This window comes from Acinetobacter sp. 1000160 (assembly GCF_000588715.1).
GTDB lineage: Bacteria > Pseudomonadota > Gammaproteobacteria > Pseudomonadales > Moraxellaceae > Acinetobacter > Acinetobacter courvalinii.
The window spans coordinates 137987-161714 of record NZ_JFWP02000004.1; the positions used below are offsets into that span (position 1 = coordinate 137987).

Here is a 23728-nt window from a genome sequence, read left to right on the forward strand (position 1 = left end):
TTCACGATTGACCGCAAACTTGGTTATACTTTTTGCCAAGATTAAAAATACGAGCGTCAGATTATGCGTGTACTGGTAGTGATGGACCCGATTGAAACCGTGAATCTTAAAAAAGATTCCACCATGGCGATGTTATGGGCGGCCAGCCGTCGTGGACATGAACTGGGTTATGCATTACAGCACGATTTATATATCGATCAAGGCAAAGCGTTTGGTCTGATCTCTCCTTTAAAAGTATTTGAAGATTACAATCATTATTACGAGTTGGGTGAGCAGCGCAAAGAATCGCTGGCCGATTACGATGTGGTATTGATGCGTAAAGATCCGCCGTTTGACATGAACTTTGTCTATACCACTTATATTCTGGAACAAGCAGAACGTGAAGGTGCATGGATTATCAATAAACCGCAATCGCTACGTGACTGTAATGAAAAGCTATTTGCCACCCAATTCCCAGAACTGCAAGTCCCGACCTTAGTGACGTCTCAACAAAGCCTGATTCGTGAATTTATCAAAGAACATGGTGATGTGATTGTGAAACCGCTGGATGGTATGGGCGGCATGGGGATTTTCCGTTTGTATCAAGACGGGGTGAATATCGGTTCAACGCTGGAAATGCTCACGGAAATGGGGACACGTCCGATCATGGCACAGCGTTATATTCCTGAGATTGTAGAAGGGGATAAGCGTATCTTGATGGTCAATGGCGAACCGGTTCCCTATTGTCTGGCACGTATTCCGCAAAATGGCGAAGTGCGCGGTAATTTGGCGGCAGGTGGTTTAGGTCAGGCACGTCCGCTGACTGAAAATGATAAATTGATTGCGGCAAAAGTTGGTCCGTTCCTGCGTGAAAAAGGTTTGGTTTTCGTTGGTCTGGATGTGATTGGTAATTACGTGACTGAAATTAATGTGACCAGTCCAACCTGTATCCGTGAGATTGATGCACAATTTGGGACATCGATTGCGGATGATCTATTTGCCGTGCTGGAAGCAGGATCTAAAAACTAAATAATTCTTATTTTTTGACCAAACTGCCCGTTTGTATTGCCTCGAATTTTGGATGCAAATGGGCTTTTAGATATCGGCGGTCTCTAGTTTTTAACAAACAATCGAAAAAAGCTCAGCTTTCTGTTGTAAACAAGTGAAATTCGCTTTTCGTGAATGAAGCTTTAGGATTAAAATAACGCTCGAAAACAATAGACGATAACCTTTTTTTGAGTTGAAGAATTAAACCGTGACCAATTCACCCCAGAACAAACCCAAACATGTCATGATGATGGCCGCTGGTACAGGTGGACATGTTTTTCCTGCGCTTGCTGTTGCCAAACAACTGCAACAAGAGGGCTGTCAGGTCTCTTGGCTGGCGACCCCGACAGGAATGGAAAACCGGTTACTCAAAGATCAAAATATTCCGATTTATCAGATCGATATTCAAGGTGTGCGTGGTAATGGCCTGATCCGTAAACTCAGTGCACCATTTAAAATTTTAAAAGCAACCTTAAGCGCCATGCACTACATGAAGCAGCTGAAAATTGATGCTGTCGCGGGTTTTGGCGGTTATGTCGCCGGGCCAGGTGGCTTGGCTGCACGGTTGCTGGGTATTCCTGTGTTGATCCATGAACAGAATGCGATTGCAGGCTTTACCAATACCCAACTGGCACGTATCGCCACAACCGTATGTCAGGCTTTTCCAGAGACATTCCCAAGTAGTGATAAAGTGGTGACCACAGGCAATCCTGTGCGTGCCGAAATCACTGCGATTCTGAATCCGTCATGGCGTTATCAAACCCGTGAACAGCAACAATTGCCACTGAATATTTTAATTGTGGGTGGTTCATTGGGGGCGCAGGCGTTAAATGAACGTTTACCAGAGGCATTGAAGAAAGTTAGTGTACCGCTGAATGTATTCCATCAATGTGGTCAAAATAAGCAAGATGCGACGCGTGCCCTCTATCAAGGTGCAGCTGAGCATTTAACGGTTCAGGTTGAGCCGTTTATTCATGATATGGCCAAAGCCTATAGCGAAGCTGATTTAATTATTTGTCGTGCCGGTGCTTTAACGGTAACTGAGGTCGCAACCGCAGGTCTGGCAGCGGTTTTTGTTCCTTTACCGATTGCGGTGGATGATCACCAGACTGCAAATGCCAAATTTTTGGCAAATGCAGGCGCTGCAAAGATTTGCCAGCAAACAGAAATGACCCCTGCTGTTTTAGATGAGTTATTTGCCAGCTTGCTCAATCGCCAGCTCCTCTCTGAAATGGCAGTTAAAGCACGTCAACAAGCACAACCGGATGCGACGCAGCATGTGGTTGATCTGATTAAAAAATTGTAATTCGAGTTTATCTATGTCTCCTACAAATCCAAACCAAGCCAAAAAGCTGATTAAAGTGCCAGAAATGCGCCGTATTAAAAATATCCACTTTGTTGGTATTGGGGGGGCGGGGATGTGTGGTATCGCCGAGGTATTGAGTAACCAGGGTTATAAAATTTCGGGCTCTGATATCAAAGCCTCAAAAACCACCGCTCAACTTGAAGCCAACGGCATCAAGGTGTTTATCGGCCACTCGGCAGACAATATTAAAAACGCCAATGTACTGGTGGTGTCGACAGCAATTGATCCTGAAAATCCAGAGATTAAAGCTGCAATTGAACAACGTACCCCGATTGTGCGCCGTGCAGAAATGTTGGGTGAGTTAATGCGTTACCGTCATGGTATCGCGGTTGCGGGAACACATGGTAAAACCACCACCACCAGTTTATTGACCACCATGCTGGCGGAAGAAAATCTAGATCCAACCTATGTGATCGGTGGTTTGCTGAATAGTACCGGGGTCAATGCAGCCTTGGGCGAAAGCCGCTTTATCGTGGCGGAAGCAGATGAGTCGGATGCTTCATTCTTGTATTTACAGCCGATGGCTGCGATTGTGACCAATATTGATGCAGATCACATGGACACTTATGAAGGCAGTTTCGATAAGTTAAAAGATACCTTTATCCAGTTCCTGCATAACCTGCCATTTTACGGCTTGGCTGTGGGCTGTGGCGATGATGCCAATATTCGTGAGATTTTACCGCGTGTTGGTCGTCCGGTTTTAACTTACGGTTTTGACGAAGGTAACGATATTCGTGCTATTGATGTGGCGCAGGAAGGCATGCGTTCGCACTTTACCGTATTGCGTAAAGATCGTGAGCCTTTACGTGTCACCATTAATCAGCCTGGCTTGCATAATGTCCTAAATGCGCTTGCTGCGATTGGAGTAGCAACTGATGAAGGCGTTTCTGATGGTGCGATTTGCCGTGCCTTAGAAGGCTTTAGTGGTGTGGGTCGTCGCTTCCAGGTGCAAGGTGAATATGAAGTTGGCGAGGGCATGGTGAAATTGGTAGATGACTATGGTCATCATCCAAAAGAAGTTGAGGCAACCATTAAGGCGGCACGTGCCAGCCATCCGGACCGCCGTTTGGTGATGTTGTTCCAGCCGCACCGTTTTAGCCGTACCCGTGACTGTTTTGATGACTTCGTAGATGTGTTATCACAAGTCGACCAGTTATTATTGTTAGAAGTTTACCCAGCAGGCGAAAAACCGATTGTGGGTGCGGATAGCCGTGCCTTGGCACGTAGTATTCGTCTGCGTGGCGAAGTGGAACCGATTCTGGTTGATCCAGTGGAAGGCAATTTACCAGGCGTTTTACAAAAAGTGTTACAAGCTAATGACCTGTTATTAACACAAGGCGCGGGTAACGTGGGTGCAATTTCGGTAGAATTGGCCCAGCATCGTTTGTATGCCCAATAATTTTGTGTTTTGAATATTAAAAGTTTTACAGTTTTAAGGATATAAACGTGTCAAATGCTGCGAAATTCGGCAAAGTTGCTGTGTTATTTGGTGGGAAATCGGCTGAGCGTGCGGTGTCATTGGACAGCGGTCAGGCCGTTTTAGACGCATTGTTACGTTCGGGTGTGCAGGCAGAAGCATTTGATCCGCAAGATCGTAGTGTGACTGAACTGGTCGGTTATGATCGTGCTTTTATCGTATTGCATGGTCGTGGCGGTGAAGATGGCCAGATTCAAGGCGTATTGGAGTGGTTGAATATTCCGTATACTGGGACTGGCGTGCAAGGTTCTGCCATTGGCATGGACAAAGTCAAAACCAAGCAGATCTGGCAAGGTAGCGATTTACCGACTGCGCCTTACCGCATTATTACCAAGGATACCGATCTTGAACCTGTAATTGCTGAATTGGGCTTGCCTGTGATTATCAAGCCGGTACATGAAGGTTCGAGCGTTGGCATGAGCAAGGTTGAAAAAGCTGAAGACTTTGCCGCTGCGATCGAAAAAGCGACCCAGCATGATGCAGTGGTGATGGCAGAAAAATGGATTACAGGTCGTGAATTCACGATTTCATTCCTGAACGGTCAGCCTTTGCCGGTGATACGTTTACAGCCACCCGCAGATGTGGCTTTTTATGACTATGAAGCAAAATATCAGCGTAATGATGTGGAATATGGTATTCCTTGCGGTCTCAGCGAGACAGAAGAGAAAAGTCTACAGACATTATGCTTACGTGCTTTCCAGGCCGTAGGTGCAGAAGGCTGGGGCCGTATTGATGCGATGCAGGATGAACAGGGGGATTTCTGGTTATTGGAAGTTAATACCGTTCCAGGCATGACCAGTCATTCTCTGGTACCAAAAGCAGCGCAAGCCGTTGGTTATAATTTCGATCAGCTCTGTGTTGCGATTTTAGAGCAAACCTTAGCACAGCCGGCTTAATTATTTATGGCTCAACTTCCTGCATCCATGCGTCGCAAAACGCGACCCGCCATTAGCTCGATTCACGAGAAACCACCTTCGCCTAAACAAAAGATGGTGAATGCGGGCGGCTGGGCATTACTTGTTATTGCATTTGCTGTACTGGCATTAGGTCTGTTTGGCTTATATAAAGTTATGACCGATGCCAAAGTGGCAGAGTTGCAGGTGGTGGGCACCAATTCTGAAGTCGAAAATCAGCAATTGGTTAAATACCTGAACCCGATTATTAAAGATAACTACTTTACGTCGGATTTAGAACAGATTCGGGATCAGGCATTAAAGGTTTCTTGGGTGGACCGTGTGGTGGTATCACGAGCTTGGCCAAATGCAATTCGGGTGCGGGTGATGCCGCGTCATGCGATTGCACGTTGGGGAACAGGGCGTTTGCTGAGTGATAATGGTGAGGTGTTTAGTGAAGCGGTTCCGCAAGCACATCCAAATTTGCCACTGTTACATGGGCCGGCCAGCCAATCCAAAATGATGATGCGTCGCTATAATGAAATTAACCAGTTATTTCATCCAGCGAATTTAAGATTAAAAGAACTGTATTTAACTGAGCGCATGACCTGGTTTATGCAGTTTGATTCGGGTTTACGGATTATCGTGGATCAGGATCAGACCATGAATAAGCTGCAGCGCTTAAGCCATTTGGCACAGACAGATCTAAAACCTGCATGGTCTAAAATCACGGCAATTGATCTGCGTTACCGCAATGGCCTGGCCATTCAATGGAAAAACGCAGCTCCGCCTAAGATTGTGAATGGTCAGTTAGTTGTAACGATTGATGACACAAGCCTTGCAGGGGCAATTCAGGCAAAGCCATAATACGTGGCTTAAAATAAAGGGCAGTGGTCCTAAACAACACTAAAGATATGGTATTGAAGTAATGAGTGAAGCTGTTCCCTCAGTTGTTGCGATTGATATTGGGACCCATAAAGTCTCAGTCTTGATTGGTAAGGTCCATGCACCGGATAAGATCCAGGTCATTGGCATGGCAACTGCTCGCAACCGAGGCATGGTTAAAGGCAAGATTGTCAGCTTGGACAAGGTCATTGCTGCGATTAAAAATGCAGTATCCGAAGCAGAAGATATGGCAGAGTGCCGTATTCATAGCGCATGGGTGTCTATTCCGAGTACTGAATTACAAAGTTTTTATGCATCAGGCCGTACCCCTGTCGCCAACCACGATCATATTATTACGACAAATGAAGTGGTGCGTGCGCTGGAATTGGCCAAAGCCAGTCATGTCTCACCGGATTATTATCTGGCCAGCGCTGTGCCATTGGGCTTTGAGCTCGGTGATTCGGCTGAATGGGTGCAGAATCCGGTCAATATGTCTGCACATAGCATGACAGGCCATTATCAGTTGATGATGATGCCGATCAGCACCATGCAAAACCTGGATCGTGCCATGAAAGGGGCCAATATCGGGGTAGAGAAAATGGTGGTGTCTTGTCTGGCAACGGCTGAGGCAAGTCTGCTCAAAGATGAAAAAGAATATGGGGTTTGTCTGGTCGACATTGGCGCAGGCATTACCAATGTTGCAGTGTATCTGGATGGTCGTCTGGCACTCGCACGGACCTTGCCACGTGGTGGCGAGAATGTCACCCGTGATATTGCAGCGGTTTTACAAACCACCACAGAAGAAGCGGAACGCATCAAGATTTTACATGGTTGCGTCGATCTGAGTGTGGTGAAACCAGACCATATGATTCAGGTGCAAGGCATTGATGGCACACAAACCATCAGTCGTATTGAGCTTGCAGAAATCATTATTGCGCGTTATGAAGAAATCTTTGCTTCAATTCGTGAAGAACTGGAGCATAGCGGAGCGATTCATGGTTTATATCATGGTGTGGTGCTGACTGGAGATGCCTGCCAAATTGAAGGCATGGTGAATCTGGCGCGTCGTACGCTCGGTGTGTCTGCGCATCTGGGCAATCCGCCACTGCAAGTATATGCGGAGGATCAGCATTTACCAGCATTGCGTCGTTCAATGTATGCTACTGCAGCAGGTTTGTTGATGTTTAGCCAGAGTGATTTGCAGGATACGGTTGAAGAACCAGAAGAGGCCAGCGATCGTAGTTTTGTTGATCGGGTTGCCAATGGTTGGAATGCATTAAATAGCAAATTAAAGGCCATTTTTTAAGTTGTAGTTATTTTTGGGAAAATTTGTTAGGAAGTTGTTCTAAATCTGCCACTGTACTTGACAATCTGGTGATTATTGAACAGCATCCTAAACATCAGTTGTTTAAAAATCAGGGCAGTAACGGGCTGAAGTAACTGCCATTAATATTAGGAAATCTAAAGGTCATGGCCTCATTTGAATTTATAGAAGATGAACTAGACAATGGCAACGGTCAAGCCCGTTTCACAGTATTTGGTGTGGGTGGTGGCGGTGGTAATGCCGTGCAACACATGGCCCAATCGGATATTCAAGGTGTCAAGTTTGTTTGTGCCAATACAGATAAACAAGCACTGGACAGCATGAACGCGCCATTCAAAATTCAATTGGGTGAACAAAGTACGCGTGGTTTAGGCGCGGGTGCGAATCCGGAAGTGGGTCAAATCGCAGCTGAAGAAAGCCGTGATGTGATCCGTCAGCACCTTGAAGGTACTGATATGGTCTTCGTTACTGCCGGTATGGGTGGTGGTACTGGTACAGGTGCTGCACCGGTTGTTGCTGAAGTTGCCAAAGAAATGGGTATCCTGACCGTTGGTGTAGTGACAACCCCATTTAATTTTGAAGGCCGTCGCCGTCAAAAGTCTGCTGAAAAAGGCATTGATGCTTTAGAAGCACATGTTGATTCACTGATTATCATTCCGAACCAGCGCTTACTCAGTGTCTATGGCGATATCTCAATGAAAGATGCCTATAAAAAGGCAGATGATGTATTGTTGAACGCAGTTCGCAGTATTTTTGACCTTGTGGTCAATCGTGGTCATATTAACCTCGACTTCGCCGACTTGAAAACAGCGATGAGTACGCGTGGTTATGCCATGATGGGTGCTGGTTTAGGTCGTGGTGAAGATCGTGCCCGTCAGGCGGCTGAACAGGCGATCCGTAGCCCGTTGCTTGATAATGTGAATATTATCAATGCGAAAGGTGTATTGATCAACATCACCGGTGGTGATGATATTACCTTACGTGAAACCGAGATCATTACCGATGTGGTGAACCAGATTGTTGACCTGGATGAAGGTGAAATCTTCTACGGTACGGTATTCGATCCGGATGCGCGTGATGAACTTCGTGTTACGGTTATCGCGACTGGTTTAACGCGTAATGCAAGTGAAGTGGATCAGAAACGACGGACTGCTGCTTCGCATGTAAGTTCTGCTCAAGTGGCACAACAACCGGTTGATGAAGATGACGTTCCGGCGATTAGTAAACGAGCAAATGTAGATGCTCCAGCAAGTGCTACCGCAAGTTCTACGCCACGTTCATCGCCAATGAGCATTCAAGACTATCTGAAAAATCAGCAACGTAAATAATAAAATCAGTTATTTAGAGAAAGGAGGCAATCAATTGCCTCCTTTTTTATTTTTTTAAAATGGCAAAATATGCTAAGTTATATCGGTTTTTGCAAATGAAGTTGGTATGGCATGTTGAAACAACGTACTCTCAAGCGTGTGGTGAAAGCGAGCGGGATTGGTTTGCACAGTGGTCAAAAGGTGCTGATCAATTTTGTTCCACACCATATTGACGGAGGTATTGTCTTTCGCCGTATCGACTTAAATCCCCCTGTAGATATTCCAGCCAATGCCTTGCTGATTCAAGAAGCATTTATGTGTTCGAATCTGGTGCGTGAGGATATCAAAGTGGGCACCATTGAGCATGTCATGAGTGCGATTGCTGGATTGGGAATCGATAACCTGATTGTTGAAGTGTCTGCTTCTGAAGTGCCGATCATGGATGGCAGTGCGGGACCTTTTATCTATCTGCTCATGCAAGGTGAGCTGGCAGAGCAAGATGCGCCAAAGAAGTTTATCCGCATTTTAAAGCCCGTCGAAGCTTTAATTGATGACAAAAAAGCGATTTTTATGCCTCATTCGGGCTTTCAGCTTAACTTTACCATTGATTTTGATCATCCCGCCTTTGCCAAAGAATACCAGTCGGCGACCATTGATTTTTCAACAGAAACCTTTGTCTATGAAGTGAGTGAAGCCCGAACTTTTGGTTTCATGAAGGATCTGGATTATCTCAAAGCCAATAATCTGGCCTTGGGTGCAAGCCTGGAAAATGCCATTGGTGTTGATGATACTGGTGTGGTCAATGAGGAAGGCTTGCGTTTCGCCGATGAGTTTGTGCGACACAAGATTTTAGATGCAGTCGGTGACTTATATTTGCTTGGTCACCAGATTATTGCCAAGTTTGATGGTTATAAGTCGGGTCATGCGCTGAACAATCAGTTATTACGCAATGTTCAAAATGATCCAAGCAGCTATGAAATTGTAACATTTAATAACGAGAAGGATTGTCCAATTCCTTATGTGAGTGTGACATAAGTCATTGTCTTTTATTGGCTATGTTATATTATAACAAATGAATCTGAGAATTTTGTCACAAAATATAATGATGTATTTCGATACTGAATGTATGAAGTTTACTTTTTATTGCTTGCCAAACGTAGTAGAGCTTGGCTAAGCTTAGGGTCGCTCACATATTCAGCGGCGCTACGCAATTGCTCTTGGGTCTCTGATGTAAGTGCTTTTGTTGGGGGAGAGGGTTCACGCGAGACAACTGTTTTGTTTCTTAAACGAACTTGAATTTTTCGTAATTCCTTGAGTCCTTCGAGCTGAGCTAACTGCGCAACATAGTTGCTTTGTAAATAGCTGAGTTGACTAATCATGGCCTGATTTTCACCAGTAATGATCAAAACACCATGTTGATAACAAACAACTTGCCATTGCTCTGGTTGGGGCAATAACGGTTGAATAATTTTCGTAAGTTGTTTCCATTGCGTAACTTGCGTTGTCAGAAACGTTAAGTTTCCAGTTTTTATGTGTTGTCCTTTCTGTTGGAAAACGTTGTTAGGCTCAGACATAGAACTTCCTCGGAGGTAATGTGTCCATCTTAAGCGTTTGGTTCAACTGTTATCAAGGAAGAGATGATAAAGGAACGTTTGAAGGACGGTTTCAAGAGGTTTTTTATGCATCATACGCGTCGTATTTTACTCGCATTTTCATTGGCTGCTTCAGCTGCTTCGGTTGCTTTTGCAGACTACCAGAATATTGGTCAGTCAACAGGTGATGACCGTTTAGAGCAATTATCAAAGACTCTCGCTCAAGGTTCTTATACTCATTCTGCAGATATGGATCTGCCTGCTATTTCGAATGTGTCAGTTAAATTACGTGAAAAAACCATTGAATTGAACAATGCAACGATCGAAAAGAAATATGGTCGTTCAGCGGTTTCATCTCAAGACAATGCGTCTTCTTCGTTCTCTGCAAATACCGGTTATTCTTGGTTGGTCAGCCATCCATTACAGGAAGGTCGCGTGAGTTCTTCTTGGGGAACACGTACTTTACTCGGTTCAACCCGCCATCATTCAGGGGTTGATCTGGCTGCACCTTCAGGCACACCGATTTATTCAACAGGTCCTGGTGTTGTGACCAAATCAGGCTGGGGCACGGGTTATGGTCAATATGTTGAAATTGATCATGGCAATGGTTATATCACTCGCTATGCCCATGCATCACGTTTAATCGTGAACGCAGGCGATCGTGTTAGCGCAGGTGAGCATATTGCCAATGTTGGCTGTACTGGTCGTTGTACTGGCCCGCATTTACATTTTGAAGTTGTGAAAGATGGACAGCGTAAAAACCCTTCAACTTACCTCGCAATGTTGCCTTAATGTAATTTGTTAACAGTTGTATATAAATGTTAAGAGAAAATCGCCTTTATTGGCGATTTTTTATGTGTTTTGTTTCAGTTCGGTCAATGACTATTTTGTCAGAAAATAATATAGCGTTTCCCATTCAGCTAGGGCCATACCCTTTATAAAGCAAAACATGATAAAAATAGGGTCGACAAATAACTTAAGGGAAAAGGTGAATTGTATGGCGTTTTATGGCGACTCTGACGCGCAAGAAACCCAAGAATGGCAAGAAGCATTTGATTCTGTATTACAACACATGGGCACGGAACGAGCTGCATTCTTACTAGAAAAACTCTATCAACGGGCAATTGCGAAACATGTGCCAATCCAGCGCTTAAATACACCTTACCTCAACACCATTTCAGTTGATGAACAACCTGCAATGCCAGGTGATCAGGATATGGAACGCCGTATCCGCGCTTTGATCCGCTGGAATGCTTTGGCAATGGTATTACGTGCGAACAAGACTGGGGATGATCTGGGTGGTCACCTTGCAAGTTTCGCATCGTCTGCAACCTTGTACGATGTTGGTTTCAACCATTTCTTCCGTGCTGCCTCGAACAACTTTGGCGGCGACATGATTTATTATCAAGGTCACTGTGCCCCGGGTATCTATGCGCGTTCTTTCCTTGAAGGACGTTTAAATGAAGAGCAGCTCAGTAATTTCCGCCGTGAAGTGGGCGGTAACGGTTTACCTAGCTATCCACATCCCTATTTAATGCCGGACTACTGGCAGTTCCCGACCGTATCAATGGGTCTTGGTCCGATCATGTCGATTTATCAGGCACATATTCAGAAATATCTGATGAATCGTGGCCTGATCAAAGAAGAAGACCGTAAAGTCTGGGCTTATCTCGGCGATGGTGAGATGGATGAGCCAGAGAGTACGGGTGCAATTTCACTGGCAGGTCGTGAAAAGCTTGATAACCTGATTTGGGTGGTGAACTGTAACTTACAGCGTCTGGATGGTCCGGTACGTGGTAACGGTAAAATCATTCAAGAATTAGAATCGTTATTCCGTGGTGCGGGCTGGCGTGTGATTAAAGTGGTTTGGGGCCGTCATTGGGATCCGCTCCTTGCCAAAGATAAGTCTGGTGCTTTAAAAGCAGTGATGGATGAAACCGTTGATGGCGAATACCAACGCTATCAAGTCAAAGGCGGTGCATATACACGTGAGAAATTCTTTGGTAAGTACCCAGAAGCTGCGGAACTGGTCAAAGATTTAAGCGATGAAGACATCGACAATCTTAACCGTGGTGGTCATGACCCGTACAAAGTTTTTGCTGCCTATGCCGAAGCAATGAAAGCCAAAGGTCAACCAACCGTTATTCTTGCGAAAACGGTTAAAGGCTATGGTTTGTCTGAAGAAATTGAAGCGGTGAACAAAACTCACCAAATCAAGAAAATGCAGATCGACTCTTTGAAATATGTACGTGACCGTTTCAACCTGCCATTTACAGACGATAAGTTAGAAGAGCTGCCATTCTATCGCCCAAGTGAAAACTCTCCAGAAATGAAGTACATGAAAGCGCGTCGTGAGGCATTAGGCGGTTACCTACCTGCACGTCGTAAAGAGAGTGAAACTTTAGCGATTCCTGAATTATCAGTATTTGATGCGGTATTAAATGGTTCTGGTGGTAAAGAGCAATCGACCACGATGTTGATGGTGCGTTTAATTGCTGCTTTACTGAAAGAAAAAGCGATTAAAGACCGCGTCGTGCCAATCGTTCCAGATGAAGCACGTACATTTGGTTTAGAGGGGATGTTCCGTCAGCTCGGTATTTATGCCGCTCACGGTCAAAAATATACCCCAGAAGACCAAGAGCAGTTAATGCATTACCGTGAAGCAAGTGACGGTCACATGCTGCAAGAAGGGATCAACGAAGCGGGTGCGATGAGCGCTTGGGCTGCGTTGGCAACCAGTTATTCGACCAATAACTTGCCGATGATTCCAATGTACATGTACTACTCAATGTTCGGTTTCCAGCGTATTGGCGACATTGCATGGGCTGCAGGTGATGCACAGGCACAAGGTTTCTTGTTGGGCGCGACTGCTGGCCGTACCACATTGAACGGTGAAGGTTTACAGCACCAAGATGGTCATTCGCATATCTTGGCAAACACGATTCCAAACTGCGTATCTTATGATCCATGTTTTGGTTATGAACTGGCTGTGATCGTACATGACGGTTTACAACGTATGTATGTCAACCAAGAGCGTGTGTTCTATTACTTAACCGTAATGAATGAAAACTACGAGCATCCTGCAATGCCAGAAGGCGCTGAGGAAGGCATTAAACGTGGTATGTACCTGTTCGAAAAAGATGACAAAGCTACGGTTCAATTAATGGGCTCAGGTGTCATTCTGCGTGAAGTGATTAAAGCTGCGAAAATCTTGCGTGATGAATACCAGATTCATTCAAACGTTTGGAGTGTCACCAGCTTCAATGAGTTGTCACGTGACGGTATGGCATGTGAAGAATACAACCGTTTACACCCACTGGCTGAAGAAGTGAAAGAGTCTTGGGTATCGAAACAGTTACGTGGTACTGAAGGTATCGTTGTGTCTGCAACAGATCATATGCGTGCGTATAGCGAACAAATTCGTGCCTATCTTCCAGATGGTCGTCCATTTGTTGCATTAGGTACAGATGGTTACGGTCGTTCAGATACACGCGCGAACTTACGTAGTTTCTTTGGTGTTGATGCTGCGCATATCGTTGTGGCGACGTTGAAAAAACTCGCTGACGAAGGTGAAGTTGATGCGCGTTTGGTGAAAGATGCCATTTCTAACTTTGAGTTAGATACAGATCGTCCAGTTGCATGGGCGCCACAAGCGCATCCGGAAGTTCAGGCCGTGGCTGAATACAATGAAACACAAACAGGTGAGGGGAAATAATCATGCAAATCCAAGCACCTGATATTGGCGTAGATAAAGCGCTGGTGGCAGAAATCCTGGTCAAAGTAGGCGACCATGTTGCAGTTGACGATAGCCTGCTGGTGTTAGAGTCAGATAAGGCAACGGTTGAAGTGCCAAGCACGGCAGCTGGTGTTGTAAAAAGTATTCTGGTTAAACAGGGTGATGAAGTCACTGAAGGCGTGGCATTGATCGAACTAGAGTCGGAGTCTGCTGCGGAAGCACCTGCGAACGAAGCACCGAAAGCGGAAGCGCCAAAAGCAGAAGCAAAACCTGTCGAAGCTGAAACAAAAGCACAACCCGCTGCCGCTCCAACAGCGACAGCAAGCCAGGTTGTGGATGTCAAAGTTCCAGATATTGGTGTAGAAAAAGCCTTGGTTGCAGAAGTGCTGGTCAAAGTCGGTGACCAGATTGAACCAGAACAAAGTATTGTTGTGGTTGAATCGGACAAGGCGACGGTAGAAGTACCAAGCTCGGTTGCAGGGGTTGTAGAAGCCATTCAGATCAAAGAAGGCGACAGCATCAAAGAAGGTGTGGTCTTAATTCAGGTGAAGACAGCTGCTCATGCAGCATCGGAACCGGAACCGCAAGCTGCCCCAGCTCAAGCAGAAGCGCCAGTCACAACTACAGAAGCACCAGCTGCAAGCAAGACCTCAACAGGTAATGTTGAAATTGAAGTGCCTGATCTGGGTGTAGAAAAAGCACTAGTTTCAGAAATTCTGGTCAATGTTGGCGATCGCGTTGAAGCTCAACAAAGCCTATGTGTGGTTGAGTCAGATAAGGCATCGGTTGAAGTGCCAAGCTCGGTTGCAGGGATTGTGAAAGCAATTCATGTCTCTGCCAACCAGGAAGTGCGTCAAGGCGTGGCTTTGGCAACGATTGAGGTGAGCGGTCAGGCTGCTGCTCCAGCAGAAGCGAAAGCTCACCCTGCCGCAGCACCTGCGACTCCAGCAGCACCAGCAAAACCACAGGCAGCAGCGACCGCAGCACCGAGTGCACCAGCGCAAGCAGAAAAGCTGACCAAAGAACAAGAAGCTGAAAATGCGAAGGTTTATGCAGGTCCTGCGGTGCGTAAACTGGCACGTGAATTAGGTGTTATTCTGGGTCAGGTGAAGGCTTCAGGTGAACATGGTCGTGTGATGAAAGACGATGTTTTTGCTTATGTAAAAGCGCGTCTCACTACAGCTCAGGCAGCGCCTGCTGCGCAAGCAGCGCCAGTAGCGTCGGGCTTGCCGAAGTTGCCAGACTTTAGTGCCTTTGGTGGCGGTGAAGTGAAAGCCATGACGCGTTTACAGCAAGTGTCTGTACCGCAATTGTCATTGAATAACTTTATCCCGCAAGTCACACAGTTTGATTTGGCCGATATCACCGAGCTTGAAGCGTGGCGTGGCGAGCTGAAGGACGGCTTTAAAAAGCAGGGTCTGAGCTTAACCATTTTGGCCTTTATTGCCAAAGCAGTCGCACACTTGCTGAAAGAAGAACCTTATTTCGCAGGCCATCTGGCGGATGATCAGAAGTCAATATTGTTACGTAACGAAATCCATATGGGTATTGCGGTTGCGACCCCAGATGGCTTGACTGTTCCAGTACTGCGTAATCCTGACCAGAAATCAATTAAGCAAATCGCGACTGAACTGGCTGAACTGAGCCAGAAAGCACGTGACCGCAAATTGTCGCCGAAAGATTTACAAGGTGCCAACTTTACCATTACCAGCTTAGGCAGTATTGGTGGAACCGCATTTACACCGTTAGTGAACTGGCCACAAGTTGCGATTTTAGGTATTTCACCTGCAACCATGCAACCGGTATGGAATGGTAAAGACTTTGATCCGCGTTTGATGTTGCCATTGTCATTGTCTTATGACCATCGTGTCATTAACGGTGCGGATGCAGCACGCTTTACCAATAAGCTGACCAAGTTACTCAAAGACATTCGTAGCTTATTGCTGTAATCGATTTTAAATCTAGAAGACCTCGCATCAGCGGGGTTTTCTATTTTTAGGGTGACAAAAATATGGCTTTATTTGAGAATACTTTTGCCTAAAATAAATCCGTATTGATAACGATTTTTTGGATCAGGGAGCAAGGATGTTAGTGATTTATCGGGTGATGCTACTCTTATTACTCATCGTTTTTGTATTAATGGGCTTATGGGTGAGTTTCTTGCATTTCCCTTGGGACTGGGTCATGTACGCCGTTATGGGGCTGGAGGTACTGGTCGGGACTGTAGTGATGGCCATGGAATATCAGGCACAGCATGTCAGTGGGGTAAGTGCTGGGGGCAGTTTTGGTTTTCTCGGTCTCAGTGCCTATCTGGCGTTTATGCTGGGGCTGATCCGTCTCTTGGTCTGGAGTTACCAAAAATTTTGGGCTTAAGCATTCAAAAGCATTTTATTGTTTGCTAGAATGGCCTTACTTCATTGGGGAGTAGCCGCTCTTTACGCAAAGTAAAGAGGTGATGATCAACATAATTGTTCAACCGAACATGGTCATCATAGCAAAGAACCAAGAACAGCTTTTCAGCTGTGCTTTTGTTGGCAAGACCTTTGATTTACCACTCTGCATCAATCTATTTGATTTTGGCTAGCAGGAGGGGTAGGTCATCGGTATATTTTGCTAGCCAGAGCATTCAACTATGTATGAATTCCTCATCTCCACATCAATTGTTGCCCTTGCTGAAATGGGCGATAAAACCCAATTGCTGGCATTATTACTGGCGGCGCGTTTCCGTAAACCTGTTCCGATCTTGATTGCCATCCTGCTTGCGACCACTATTAATCATGGTATTTCTGCTGTCTTAGGGCAATGGATTACCACCGTACTCAGTCCTGAAATCCTGTTGTGGATTCTCGCCCTAGGCTTTATCGGCATGGCGATCTGGATGCTGATTCCGGATGAATTGGGTGATGAAAGCGAAAGTATCAATAAATGGCAGAAATTTGGGGTTTTTGGTGCCACCTTCATCTTATTTTTCTTGGCTGAAATTGGTGATAAAACCCAGATTGCAACCGTGGCTTTGGCGGCACGTTTTGATAGTGTGTTCTGGGTCATGTGTGGAACCACGTTCGGCATGATGCTTGCCAATGCACCCGCTGTGTTTATTGGTGATAAGCTGGCAGATAAATTACCGATTTCCTTGATCCATAAAATTGGTGCTGCAATTTTCCTGGTGGTGGGTGTCTCAACCTTAGTGCAGCATTATTTCTTCTAATTGAGCTAGAACCTGAAAAAAACCGTCCAGTCGTGACGGGTTTTTTTATAAATAATGATAAAAATCTAAACTCTGATTGAAACATGCATTAAATCCCATTATTTTATTATGGAATTAAAAAATATTTCATATTTAAAGAATTTTTCCGGGGTAGTTATGAGTTTCGAGCGCACAACGTCACAAATATTATTTGATAATGGCACACATAAATGCATCAGTTTTACCAGTCTGGTCAAAGGGGAAGGCATTCAGGCCAATCAGTTTTTAATTATTAACCATGATCGGGCCGCGGTTTTAGATCCGGGCGGTGACCTGACCTATGTCCCTTTAACCATGGAACTGAACCGTTATACCAAACTAAAAAATCTGGACTATGTGATGGCCTCCCATCAAGATCCTGACATTATTACCTCGATGCCGCGCTGGCTGGTCTATACTGACGCCAAAGTGGTGGCTTCCAAGTTATGGGCACGCTTTTTACCGCATCTGAATTCGGCCTTTATGAGTGACCGTATGAAAGGCAATTGGGAGGAGCGCCTGATTGAGCTATCAGATACAGGGCAAGTCATTCCTCTCGGTGAAGCTTCGATTGTGGCTGTGCCTGCGCATTTCCTGCACTCGGTTGGAAATTTCCAGTTCTATGATCCGACTGCAAAAATTTTATTTTCAGGCGATATGGGGGCTTCAATTGTCGAAGATGCCAGCTTACCAATTACTGACTTTGATGCCCACATCAAAAAAATGAAAGGTTTTCACCAGCGTTATATGTGTTCCAATAAGGTGATTCGTTTGTGGGTCAATATGGTTCGGCAGATGGATCTTGAAATGATTGTGCCGCAGCATGGGACCGCTTTTGTTGGTAAAGCGATGATCAATCAGTTCCTGGACTGGATCGAAACGCTGGAATGTGGTGTAGATCTGATGAATGAATATGTGTTCAGTTTGCCGGCTGAAATGAGCTAAATGTCCGGGGTTGGAAAATGACTGGAAAATACATCAATCATTGATCAGACACTCTTGTCGGCAGGCATAAATTTTCTTAGGATTTATCGGATCAAGGATTGAATCTGATAACGAGAATTTTAACAAAATGTTGTCTCAAATTGCGACTCCCGATGCGTGTGTCAGTTGTGGTGCCTGCTGTGCAAATTACCGTGTCTCTTTCTATTGGGCTGAGGCAGAGCTAATTCCTGAACACATGGTTGAGCCGTTGACTGCAGTCTACTCATGCATGAAAGGCACCAATCAGGCACAAGTCAAATGTGTGGCCTTGCAAGGTGAAGTGGGGCAGCAAGTTAGCTGTTCCATCTATCCAGTTCGGAGCTCAAGTTGCAAGGAAGTACAGATTGCCGATTCGCATTGTAACAAGGCACGGCTGGCGCATAACCTGATCCCGCTGGTCGCGATTGACCAGCAGGCCTCTGAAAATAATGACAATTATGATCAGGTTTGCTAACGGAATGTATTTGATTCGAAGGGTAAAACTCTCTAGCTGAAAGCTTTTTAAACAACGATTGAAATTATTTTCATCATAGAAAATGAAAATCACATCGAAATTTGTTTATAATAGCTCACGGAAATTACCAGTGAGATTGTTATGCTGACCATCGTTCAAGAAGCGTTAACCTTCGATGATGTCTTATTACTTCCTGCCTACTCAACTGTTCTCCCAAAAGATGTCTCCTTAAAGACACGTTTAACTCGCGGAATTCAACTTAATATCCCTCTCGTTTCTGCTGCAATGGATACCGTGACTGAATCACGTATGGCGATTGCAATGGCGCAAAACGGTGGTATAGGTATTTTGCACAAAAACATGGATATCGCAGCACAAGCTGCTGAAGTCCGTCGTGTGAAAAAATTTGAAGCAGGTATGGTGAAAGATCCAATCACTGTATCACCTGAGACAACAGTGCGTGAACTGATTGCGATTACCCAGGCCAATAATATTAGCGGCGTGCCTGTTGTGAAAGACGGCAAAGTGGTGGGTATTGTCACCGGACGTGATACACGTTTTGAAACCAATCTTGAACAGCCTGTAAGCAACATCATGACCGGTCAAGACCGTTTGGTGACTGTTCGTGAAGGTGAATCAAAAGAAAATATCCAAGCTTTGCTTCAAAAGCATCGTATTGAAAAAGTGTTGGTGATTGGTGAGAACCATGAGCTGAAAGGTCTAATTACGGTGACCGATTTCCGTAAAGCCGAAAGCTATCCAAACAGCTGTAAAGATGATTTAGGCCGTTTACGTGTCGGCGCTGCAGTTGGTACCGGTGCTGAAACTCCAAGCCGTGTAGAGGCTTTGGTTGAGGCGGGTGTCGATGCGATTGTAGTTGATACGGCGCATGGTCATTCTGCTGGTGTGATTGAACGCGTACGTTGGGTAAAAGCCAACTACCCACAAGTTCAAGTGATTGGCGGCAACATTGCAACGGGTGATGCAGCGTTGGCCTTGCTTGATGCCGGTGCAGATGCGGTCAAAGTCGGTATCGGTCCAGGTTCAATCTGTACCACGCGTATCGTTGCTGGTATTGGTATGCCACAGATTTCGGCGATTGACAGCGTTGCCAATGCACTGAAAGATCAGATTCCTTTGATTGCAGATGGCGGTATCCGTTTCTCTGGCGATATGGCAAAAGCGATCGGTGCGGGTGCGAGTACGATTATGGTCGGTTCACTCCTTGCTGGTACTGAAGAAGCGCCTGGTGAGGTTGAGTTCTTCCAGGGTCGCTACTACAAAGCTTACCGTGGTATGGGTTCATTAGGCGCGATGGCAGGTGTATCCGGTTCTGCGGACCGTTACTTCCAGGACGCTAAAGCAGGTGCTGAGAAGTTAGTTCCAGAAGGCATTGAAGGCCGCGTGCCATATAAAGGCCCAATGGGCAATATCGTTCATCAAATGATGGGTGGCTTACGTTCATCAATGGGCTATACCGGTTCATCTGTGATTGAAGATCTTCGTCAAAATGCGAAATTTGTGAAAATTACTTCAGCAGGTATGTCTGAATCACATGTGCATGATGTAACCATTACCAAGGAAGCACCAAACTACCGAGTTGGTTGATTTTTGGTAATTTTGCCGATCGAAAAACCGTCAGTGTACTGACGGTTTTTTTTGTTTTGGTGTAAAGTGAACAGGATGAAGAAGGATATGGTTACAGGCCATATAAAAGATAAGAAAGTGAGTAAAACATGAGCTATTTTGGTACTGATGGAATTCGAGGCAAGTTTGGACAAATGCCAATTACCCCAGAGTTCGCATTAAAACTAGGTTTTGCCGCAGGAACAGTATTAAAAAGAAATAATCCTAAAAGTAAGCCGATTGTGGTATTAGGAAAAGATACCCGTTTATCTGGCTATATTCTGGAAGCGGCTCTACAGGCTGGCTTGAATGCCGCAGGTGTTTATGTGCATCTGTTAGGTCCTTTGCCAACACCAGCGATTGCGCATTTAACCCGTGCACTACATGCGCATGCGGGTATCGTCATTTCAGCATCGCATAATCCATATTTCGATAACGGGATTAAATTTTTCTCCAGTGAAGGCAAGAAATTACCTGATGCCATTCAGGATCAGATCAATCAGGAATTAGAAAAAGAGCTGGTTATTGAGGACACGGCAAATCTCGGTAAAAGCGTGCGTGTCAAAGATGCCAATGGTCGCTATATCGAATTTTGTAAATCGACCTTCCCCTACCATTTCGACCTGCGTAATTTAAAAATCGTGGTGGATTGTGCCAATGGCGCTGCTTATAGCGTTGGGCCATCGGTATTCCGTGAATTAGGCGCGAAAGTTATTCCACTGTTTAATGAGCCAGATGGTTTAAATATCAATGAAAACTGCGGTTCAACCCATCCTGAACAATTGCAAAAAGCAGTAGTAGCGCATCAGGCGGATCTGGGGATTGCGTTTGATGGTGATGCAGACCGTGTGGTTATGGTGGATAAGAATGGTCAATTGGTTGATGGTGACCACATCCTGTATATCCTTGCGACACAGGCAAACCACAAGCCAGCAGGCGTTGTCGGTACCGTGATGAGTAATATGGCGCTGGAACTGGCTTTACAAAAGGCCGAGGTTGGTTTTGTCCGTGCCAAAGTCGGTGACCGCTATGTATTACAGGCCTTGGAAGAAAATAACTGGGTGACAGGTGGCGAACCTTCAGGACATATCCTGACGCTGGATAAGAGTACCACTGGTGATGCGATCATTGCAGCACTTCAGGTATTAACCGTGATGGTGGAACAAGGTAAGGCTTTACATGAACTGGTTGCAGGTTTTGAACTATTCCCGCAAGTCTTGGTCAATGTGCGCCTACAGGACATGATTGATCCTTATTCGATTCCTGCACTGGTTGCAGAGTTTGAAAAAGCAGAGCAGCAACTCAAAGGCCGTGGTCGACTCTTGATTCGTAAGTCAGGTACTGAACCTGTTATTCGTGTCATGGTGGAAGGCGATCAACAGCAAGAAGTTGAAGCATTGGCGAACCATTTGGCTGATGCGGTCCGTGCTCACGCCCAAGCTGCTTAAGAGAGTCCCCGCATGAATGATGTGATTAAAGACCTGAGTGAATTGCGTTTAAGCTATGAACAAGGTGAATTACATGAAACCCAAGTGAGCGATCAGCCTCACTTGCAGTTTTTAAACTGGTTTAATCATGCCCTTGCCGCGAATTTGCATGAACCCTATGCCATGTCTTTAGCCACCGCAAATGCACAAGGCCGTCCACATGTACGTACGGTGTTATTACGTGGTGCCACAGAAGCGGGTTATGACTTCTATACCAATTATGACAGTCAGAAAGGATTGGACCTTGCGGAAAATCCTTATGCTGAATTGTTATTCTATTGGCCGAGTCTGGAGCGTCAGGTCCGCATTGGCGGCAAGGTGGCCAAGATTTCTGAACAGGAATCGACCGACTATTACCATAAACGTCCACGTGATAGTCAGATTGCAGCGCATATCAGTACACCACAAAGTGGCGTGATTGAGAGTCGTGAAGTGTTGCAACAACGCTTTCAAGCATTACAGAGCCAAGCCCAGGCCGAGCTGGACAAACCTGAGTTCTGGGGCGGTTACCGCCTAGAAGCGGATTATTATGAGTTCTGGCAGGGGCGACCAAATCGCTTACATGATCGTTTAAGTTATGAAAAACAGAACGACCGCTGGGCCCTACAACGTTTGATGCCATAAATGACGCAGATGCAAATTCAAAAAAGACCTTTAATTACACGCCCTGAACAGTTTCAGGGCGTGCCTGCTTTTATTGCTGAAATTCTGGCCAGACGGGGCGTGCAGTCAGAACAAGAGCTTGAACTGAAACTGAAACATTTACTGCCTCCAGCGTTAAAAGGCCTGGAGATGGCAGTTGAGTTGATGGATCAAGCCATTGATCAACAAAAACAGATCGTGATTGTTGGGGATTATGATGCGGATGGCGCAACCAGTACTGCCTTGATGATGCTGGTCTTGCAAGAAATGGGCGCCAAGGTCGAGTATCTGGTGCCTGACCGATTTAAATACGGCTACGGTCTGACCCCGGCAATTGCCGAATTGGCCCAGCACAGTTATCAGCCTGATCTTTTGATTACCGTGGATAATGGTATTTCCAGTCATGCAGGGGTGGAAACTGCCCAAGGGCTAGGCATGCAGGTGATCATTACTGACCACCACTTGACCACTAAACCGACCCCAGTTGCCGAAGCGGTGGTCAACCCGAACCAACTGGGCTGTGACTTTCCCAGTAAGACCCTGGCTGGTGTCGGGGTTGCTTTCTATGTGCTGGCACGATTGGCAAGTTCACGGACTCAGCAAGGGAAAAGTAGTGCTAAAGTGACGCAATATCTGGATCTGGTGGCTTTGGGCACCTATGCCGATGTGGCGACACTGGACTATAACAACCGCATTCTGATTGACGCGGGATTAAAGCGGATTCAGCAACAGCAGTGTCGTGCTGGCATTTTGGCCTTACTGGATATTGCCGGGCGTGATCCTGCCAGCTTGCGCGCACAAGATTTAGGTTTTGTTGTTGGTCCCCGCATTAACGCAGCGGGACGGATGGAAAGCATGCGGATCGGCATTGAATGCCTGCTGGCCGCCGATATGGCAACGGCTTATCCGCTGGCGCAACAGTTGAACCAATTGAATATCGAACGCCGTCAGGTGGAAAATGAAATGAAGCAGCAGGCAATGCAAGCGCTGCAACATATTCAACTGGAAACGACCCATCTACCGGCTGCCCTAGTGATGTTTGATGAACAATGGCATCAAGGGGTGATTGGCATTGTGGCAGGGCGCTTAAAGGAACAGTTCCATCGTCCCAGTCTGGTGTTTGCACCTGATGAAGATGGTGTGCATATCAAGGGTTCGGCACGTTCGATCGAAGGTATTCATATTCGCGATACCATTGAGCAGGTGGCTGAGCAGTATCCGCATCTGGTCAGCCATTTTGGTGGTCATGCTGCGGCAGCCGGCTTAACCCTGAAAAAAGAACATTTTGAGGCATTTAAAAGCGTATTTACCCAGTCGATTGCCGAGATGGATGAGGATCTATTTCAAGCGACTTTGTGGACCGATGGTGAATTGACCGATGCCGATCTGCATTTGGGAACCCTGGACTGGATCGAACAACTGGGCCCGTGGGGACAAAAGTTTCCATTACCTCAATTCGAGGGACGCTTCAAAGTCATTGATTATCGCTGGTTGAAAGAACAGCATCTGAAATTGAAACTGGCGGTCGGGCCACATTCGGTCGATGCCATTGCCTTTAATGCCAAAGATCGTTTTGAATTTGATCCCATGCTGGGCCATGTCGATCTGGTCTATACACTGGAGCGTAATGTCTTTAATGGCAATACCTGTCTGCAGCTGCAAATTGCCTATTTAAAACAATAAAAAAATCCGCTCATTTGAGC

The 23728-nt window shown here is 45.8% G+C and carries 20 protein-coding genes and 1 riboswitch; of the genes, 19 read left to right on the forward strand and 1 reads right to left on the reverse strand.

The features are described 5' to 3' along the window. The first annotated feature begins 63 nt into the window (after positions 1-63). The 8 genes from gshB (at position 64) to lpxC (ending at position 9313) form a co-directional block, all read left to right on the forward strand. A complete protein-coding gene (gene gshB / locus J699_RS09150) occupies positions 64-1008 on the forward strand; it encodes a glutathione synthase (RefSeq protein ID WP_032868442.1) in 945 nt (314 codons plus the stop codon). A 226-nt stretch (positions 1009-1234) separates the two neighbouring features. Beyond that, entirely contained in the window at positions 1235-2332 is a 1098-nt protein-coding gene (murG, locus tag J699_RS09145; protein WP_079281789.1) for an undecaprenyldiphospho-muramoylpentapeptide beta-N-acetylglucosaminyltransferase, read from the forward strand. Positions 2333-2345: 13 nt separating this feature from the next. Further along, complete coding sequence (gene murC, locus J699_RS09140; protein ID WP_032868443.1) at positions 2346-3791, forward strand: UDP-N-acetylmuramate--L-alanine ligase; 1446 nt, start codon at positions 2346-2348, stop codon at positions 3789-3791. A 47-nt stretch (positions 3792-3838) separates the two neighbouring features. After that, the gene (locus J699_RS09135; RefSeq protein WP_032868444.1) at positions 3839-4765 is read left to right on the forward strand and encodes a D-alanine--D-alanine ligase; all 927 of its coding nucleotides are present in this window, start codon (positions 3839-3841) and stop codon (positions 4763-4765) included. Between the two features lie 6 nt (positions 4766-4771). Beyond that, positions 4772-5629 carry a cell division protein FtsQ/DivIB gene (locus J699_RS09130; RefSeq protein WP_032868445.1) on the forward strand — a complete coding sequence of 286 codons (858 nt, stop codon included), beginning with the start codon at positions 4772-4774 and terminating at the stop codon, positions 5627-5629. Positions 5630-5690: 61 nt separating this feature from the next. Beyond that, complete coding sequence (ftsA, locus tag J699_RS09125; protein ID WP_032868447.1) at positions 5691-6953, forward strand: cell division protein FtsA; 1263 nt, start codon at positions 5691-5693, stop codon at positions 6951-6953. Between the two features lie 164 nt (positions 6954-7117). After that, positions 7118-8299 (forward strand): cell division protein FtsZ, encoded by a 1182-nt coding sequence (gene ftsZ, locus J699_RS09120; RefSeq protein ID WP_005227906.1) that lies wholly within the window; start codon positions 7118-7120, stop codon positions 8297-8299. Positions 8300-8410: 111 nt separating this feature from the next. Further along, positions 8411-9313 carry a UDP-3-O-acyl-N-acetylglucosamine deacetylase gene (gene lpxC / locus J699_RS09115; protein ID WP_032868448.1) on the forward strand — a complete coding sequence of 301 codons (903 nt, stop codon included), beginning with the start codon at positions 8411-8413 and terminating at the stop codon, positions 9311-9313. Positions 9314-9411: 98 nt separating this feature from the next. Here lpxC and J699_RS09110 read toward each other — a convergent pair whose 3' ends face one another. Beyond that, positions 9412-9852: a DciA family protein gene (locus tag J699_RS09110; protein WP_005227903.1), complete on the reverse strand. Its 441-nt coding sequence runs from the start codon at positions 9850-9852 to the stop codon at positions 9412-9414. A gap of 105 nt (positions 9853-9957) precedes the next feature. Between J699_RS09110 and J699_RS09105 the strand changes: the two genes are divergently transcribed. From J699_RS09105 to recJ, 11 genes are all read left to right on the forward strand, one after another. Continuing rightward, on the forward strand, positions 9958-10662 hold the full coding sequence (locus tag J699_RS09105) for a M23 family metallopeptidase (RefSeq protein ID WP_005227901.1): 705 nt from the start codon (positions 9958-9960) through the stop codon (positions 10660-10662). 205 nt (positions 10663-10867) lie between these two features. Then, positions 10868-13585 (forward strand): pyruvate dehydrogenase (acetyl-transferring), homodimeric type, encoded by a 2718-nt coding sequence (gene aceE, locus J699_RS09100; protein ID WP_005282403.1) that lies wholly within the window; start codon positions 10868-10870, stop codon positions 13583-13585. Positions 13586-13587: 2 nt separating this feature from the next. Further along, the gene (locus tag J699_RS09095) at positions 13588-15555 is read left to right on the forward strand and encodes a 2-oxo acid dehydrogenase subunit E2 (protein WP_032882825.1); all 1968 of its coding nucleotides are present in this window, start codon (positions 13588-13590) and stop codon (positions 15553-15555) included. A gap of 136 nt (positions 15556-15691) precedes the next feature. Then, positions 15692-15979 (forward strand): hypothetical protein, encoded by a 288-nt coding sequence (locus J699_RS09090; RefSeq protein WP_032868450.1) that lies wholly within the window; start codon positions 15692-15694, stop codon positions 15977-15979. Positions 15980-16013: 34 nt separating this feature from the next. Further along, positions 16014-16154: riboswitch (yybP-ykoY riboswitch) on the forward strand. Between the two features lie 84 nt (positions 16155-16238). Beyond that, positions 16239-16814 carry a TMEM165/GDT1 family protein gene (locus J699_RS09085; protein WP_005227893.1) on the forward strand — a complete coding sequence of 192 codons (576 nt, stop codon included), beginning with the start codon at positions 16239-16241 and terminating at the stop codon, positions 16812-16814. A 156-nt stretch (positions 16815-16970) separates the two neighbouring features. Beyond that, the gene (locus J699_RS09080; RefSeq protein ID WP_032868733.1) at positions 16971-17777 is read left to right on the forward strand and encodes an MBL fold metallo-hydrolase; all 807 of its coding nucleotides are present in this window, start codon (positions 16971-16973) and stop codon (positions 17775-17777) included. Positions 17778-17904: 127 nt separating this feature from the next. Beyond that, complete coding sequence (locus tag J699_RS09075) at positions 17905-18270, forward strand: YkgJ family cysteine cluster protein (protein ID WP_032868451.1); 366 nt, start codon at positions 17905-17907, stop codon at positions 18268-18270. Between the two features lie 141 nt (positions 18271-18411). After that, positions 18412-19878: an IMP dehydrogenase gene (gene guaB / locus J699_RS09070; RefSeq protein ID WP_005227887.1), complete on the forward strand. Its 1467-nt coding sequence runs from the start codon at positions 18412-18414 to the stop codon at positions 19876-19878. Positions 19879-20006: 128 nt separating this feature from the next. Beyond that, complete coding sequence (gene glmM / locus J699_RS09065; protein ID WP_032868452.1) at positions 20007-21344, forward strand: phosphoglucosamine mutase; 1338 nt, start codon at positions 20007-20009, stop codon at positions 21342-21344. Positions 21345-21356: 12 nt separating this feature from the next. Next, positions 21357-22007, forward strand: coding sequence for a pyridoxamine 5'-phosphate oxidase (gene pdxH / locus J699_RS09060; RefSeq protein ID WP_005282420.1), 651 nt, complete (start codon positions 21357-21359; stop codon positions 22005-22007). Continuing rightward, entirely contained in the window at positions 22008-23708 is a 1701-nt protein-coding gene (gene recJ / locus J699_RS09055) for a single-stranded-DNA-specific exonuclease RecJ (protein ID WP_032868453.1), read from the forward strand. Positions 23709-23728 lie beyond the last annotated feature (20 nt).

Coding starts and splice junctions, on each gene's coding strand:
- recJ (WP_032868453.1), top strand. CDS start 22,008: ATGACGCAGATGCAAATTCAAAAAAGACCTTTAATTACACGCCCTGAA.
- J699_RS09085 (WP_005227893.1), top strand. CDS start 16,239: ATGTATGAATTCCTCATCTCCACATCAATTGTTGCCCTTGCTGAAATG.
- glmM (WP_032868452.1), top strand. CDS start 20,007: ATGAGCTATTTTGGTACTGATGGAATTCGAGGCAAGTTTGGACAAATG.
- J699_RS09110 (WP_005227903.1), bottom strand. CDS start 9,852: ATGTCTGAGCCTAACAACGTTTTCCAACAGAAAGGACAACACATAAAA.
- murC (WP_032868443.1), top strand. CDS start 2,346: ATGTCTCCTACAAATCCAAACCAAGCCAAAAAGCTGATTAAAGTGCCA.
- ftsA (WP_032868447.1), top strand. CDS start 5,691: ATGAGTGAAGCTGTTCCCTCAGTTGTTGCGATTGATATTGGGACCCAT.
- J699_RS09130 (WP_032868445.1), top strand. CDS start 4,772: ATGGCTCAACTTCCTGCATCCATGCGTCGCAAAACGCGACCCGCCATT.
- gshB (WP_032868442.1), top strand. CDS start 64: ATGCGTGTACTGGTAGTGATGGACCCGATTGAAACCGTGAATCTTAAA.
- J699_RS09090 (WP_032868450.1), top strand. CDS start 15,692: ATGTTAGTGATTTATCGGGTGATGCTACTCTTATTACTCATCGTTTTT.
- J699_RS09075 (WP_032868451.1), top strand. CDS start 17,905: ATGTTGTCTCAAATTGCGACTCCCGATGCGTGTGTCAGTTGTGGTGCC.
- ftsZ (WP_005227906.1), top strand. CDS start 7,118: ATGGCCTCATTTGAATTTATAGAAGATGAACTAGACAATGGCAACGGT.
- guaB (WP_005227887.1), top strand. CDS start 18,412: ATGCTGACCATCGTTCAAGAAGCGTTAACCTTCGATGATGTCTTATTA.
- pdxH (WP_005282420.1), top strand. CDS start 21,357: ATGAATGATGTGATTAAAGACCTGAGTGAATTGCGTTTAAGCTATGAA.
- J699_RS09080 (WP_032868733.1), top strand. CDS start 16,971: ATGAGTTTCGAGCGCACAACGTCACAAATATTATTTGATAATGGCACA.
- J699_RS09105 (WP_005227901.1), top strand. CDS start 9,958: ATGCATCATACGCGTCGTATTTTACTCGCATTTTCATTGGCTGCTTCA.
- lpxC (WP_032868448.1), top strand. CDS start 8,411: ATGTTGAAACAACGTACTCTCAAGCGTGTGGTGAAAGCGAGCGGGATT.
- aceE (WP_005282403.1), top strand. CDS start 10,868: ATGGCGTTTTATGGCGACTCTGACGCGCAAGAAACCCAAGAATGGCAA.
- J699_RS09095 (WP_032882825.1), top strand. CDS start 13,588: ATGCAAATCCAAGCACCTGATATTGGCGTAGATAAAGCGCTGGTGGCA.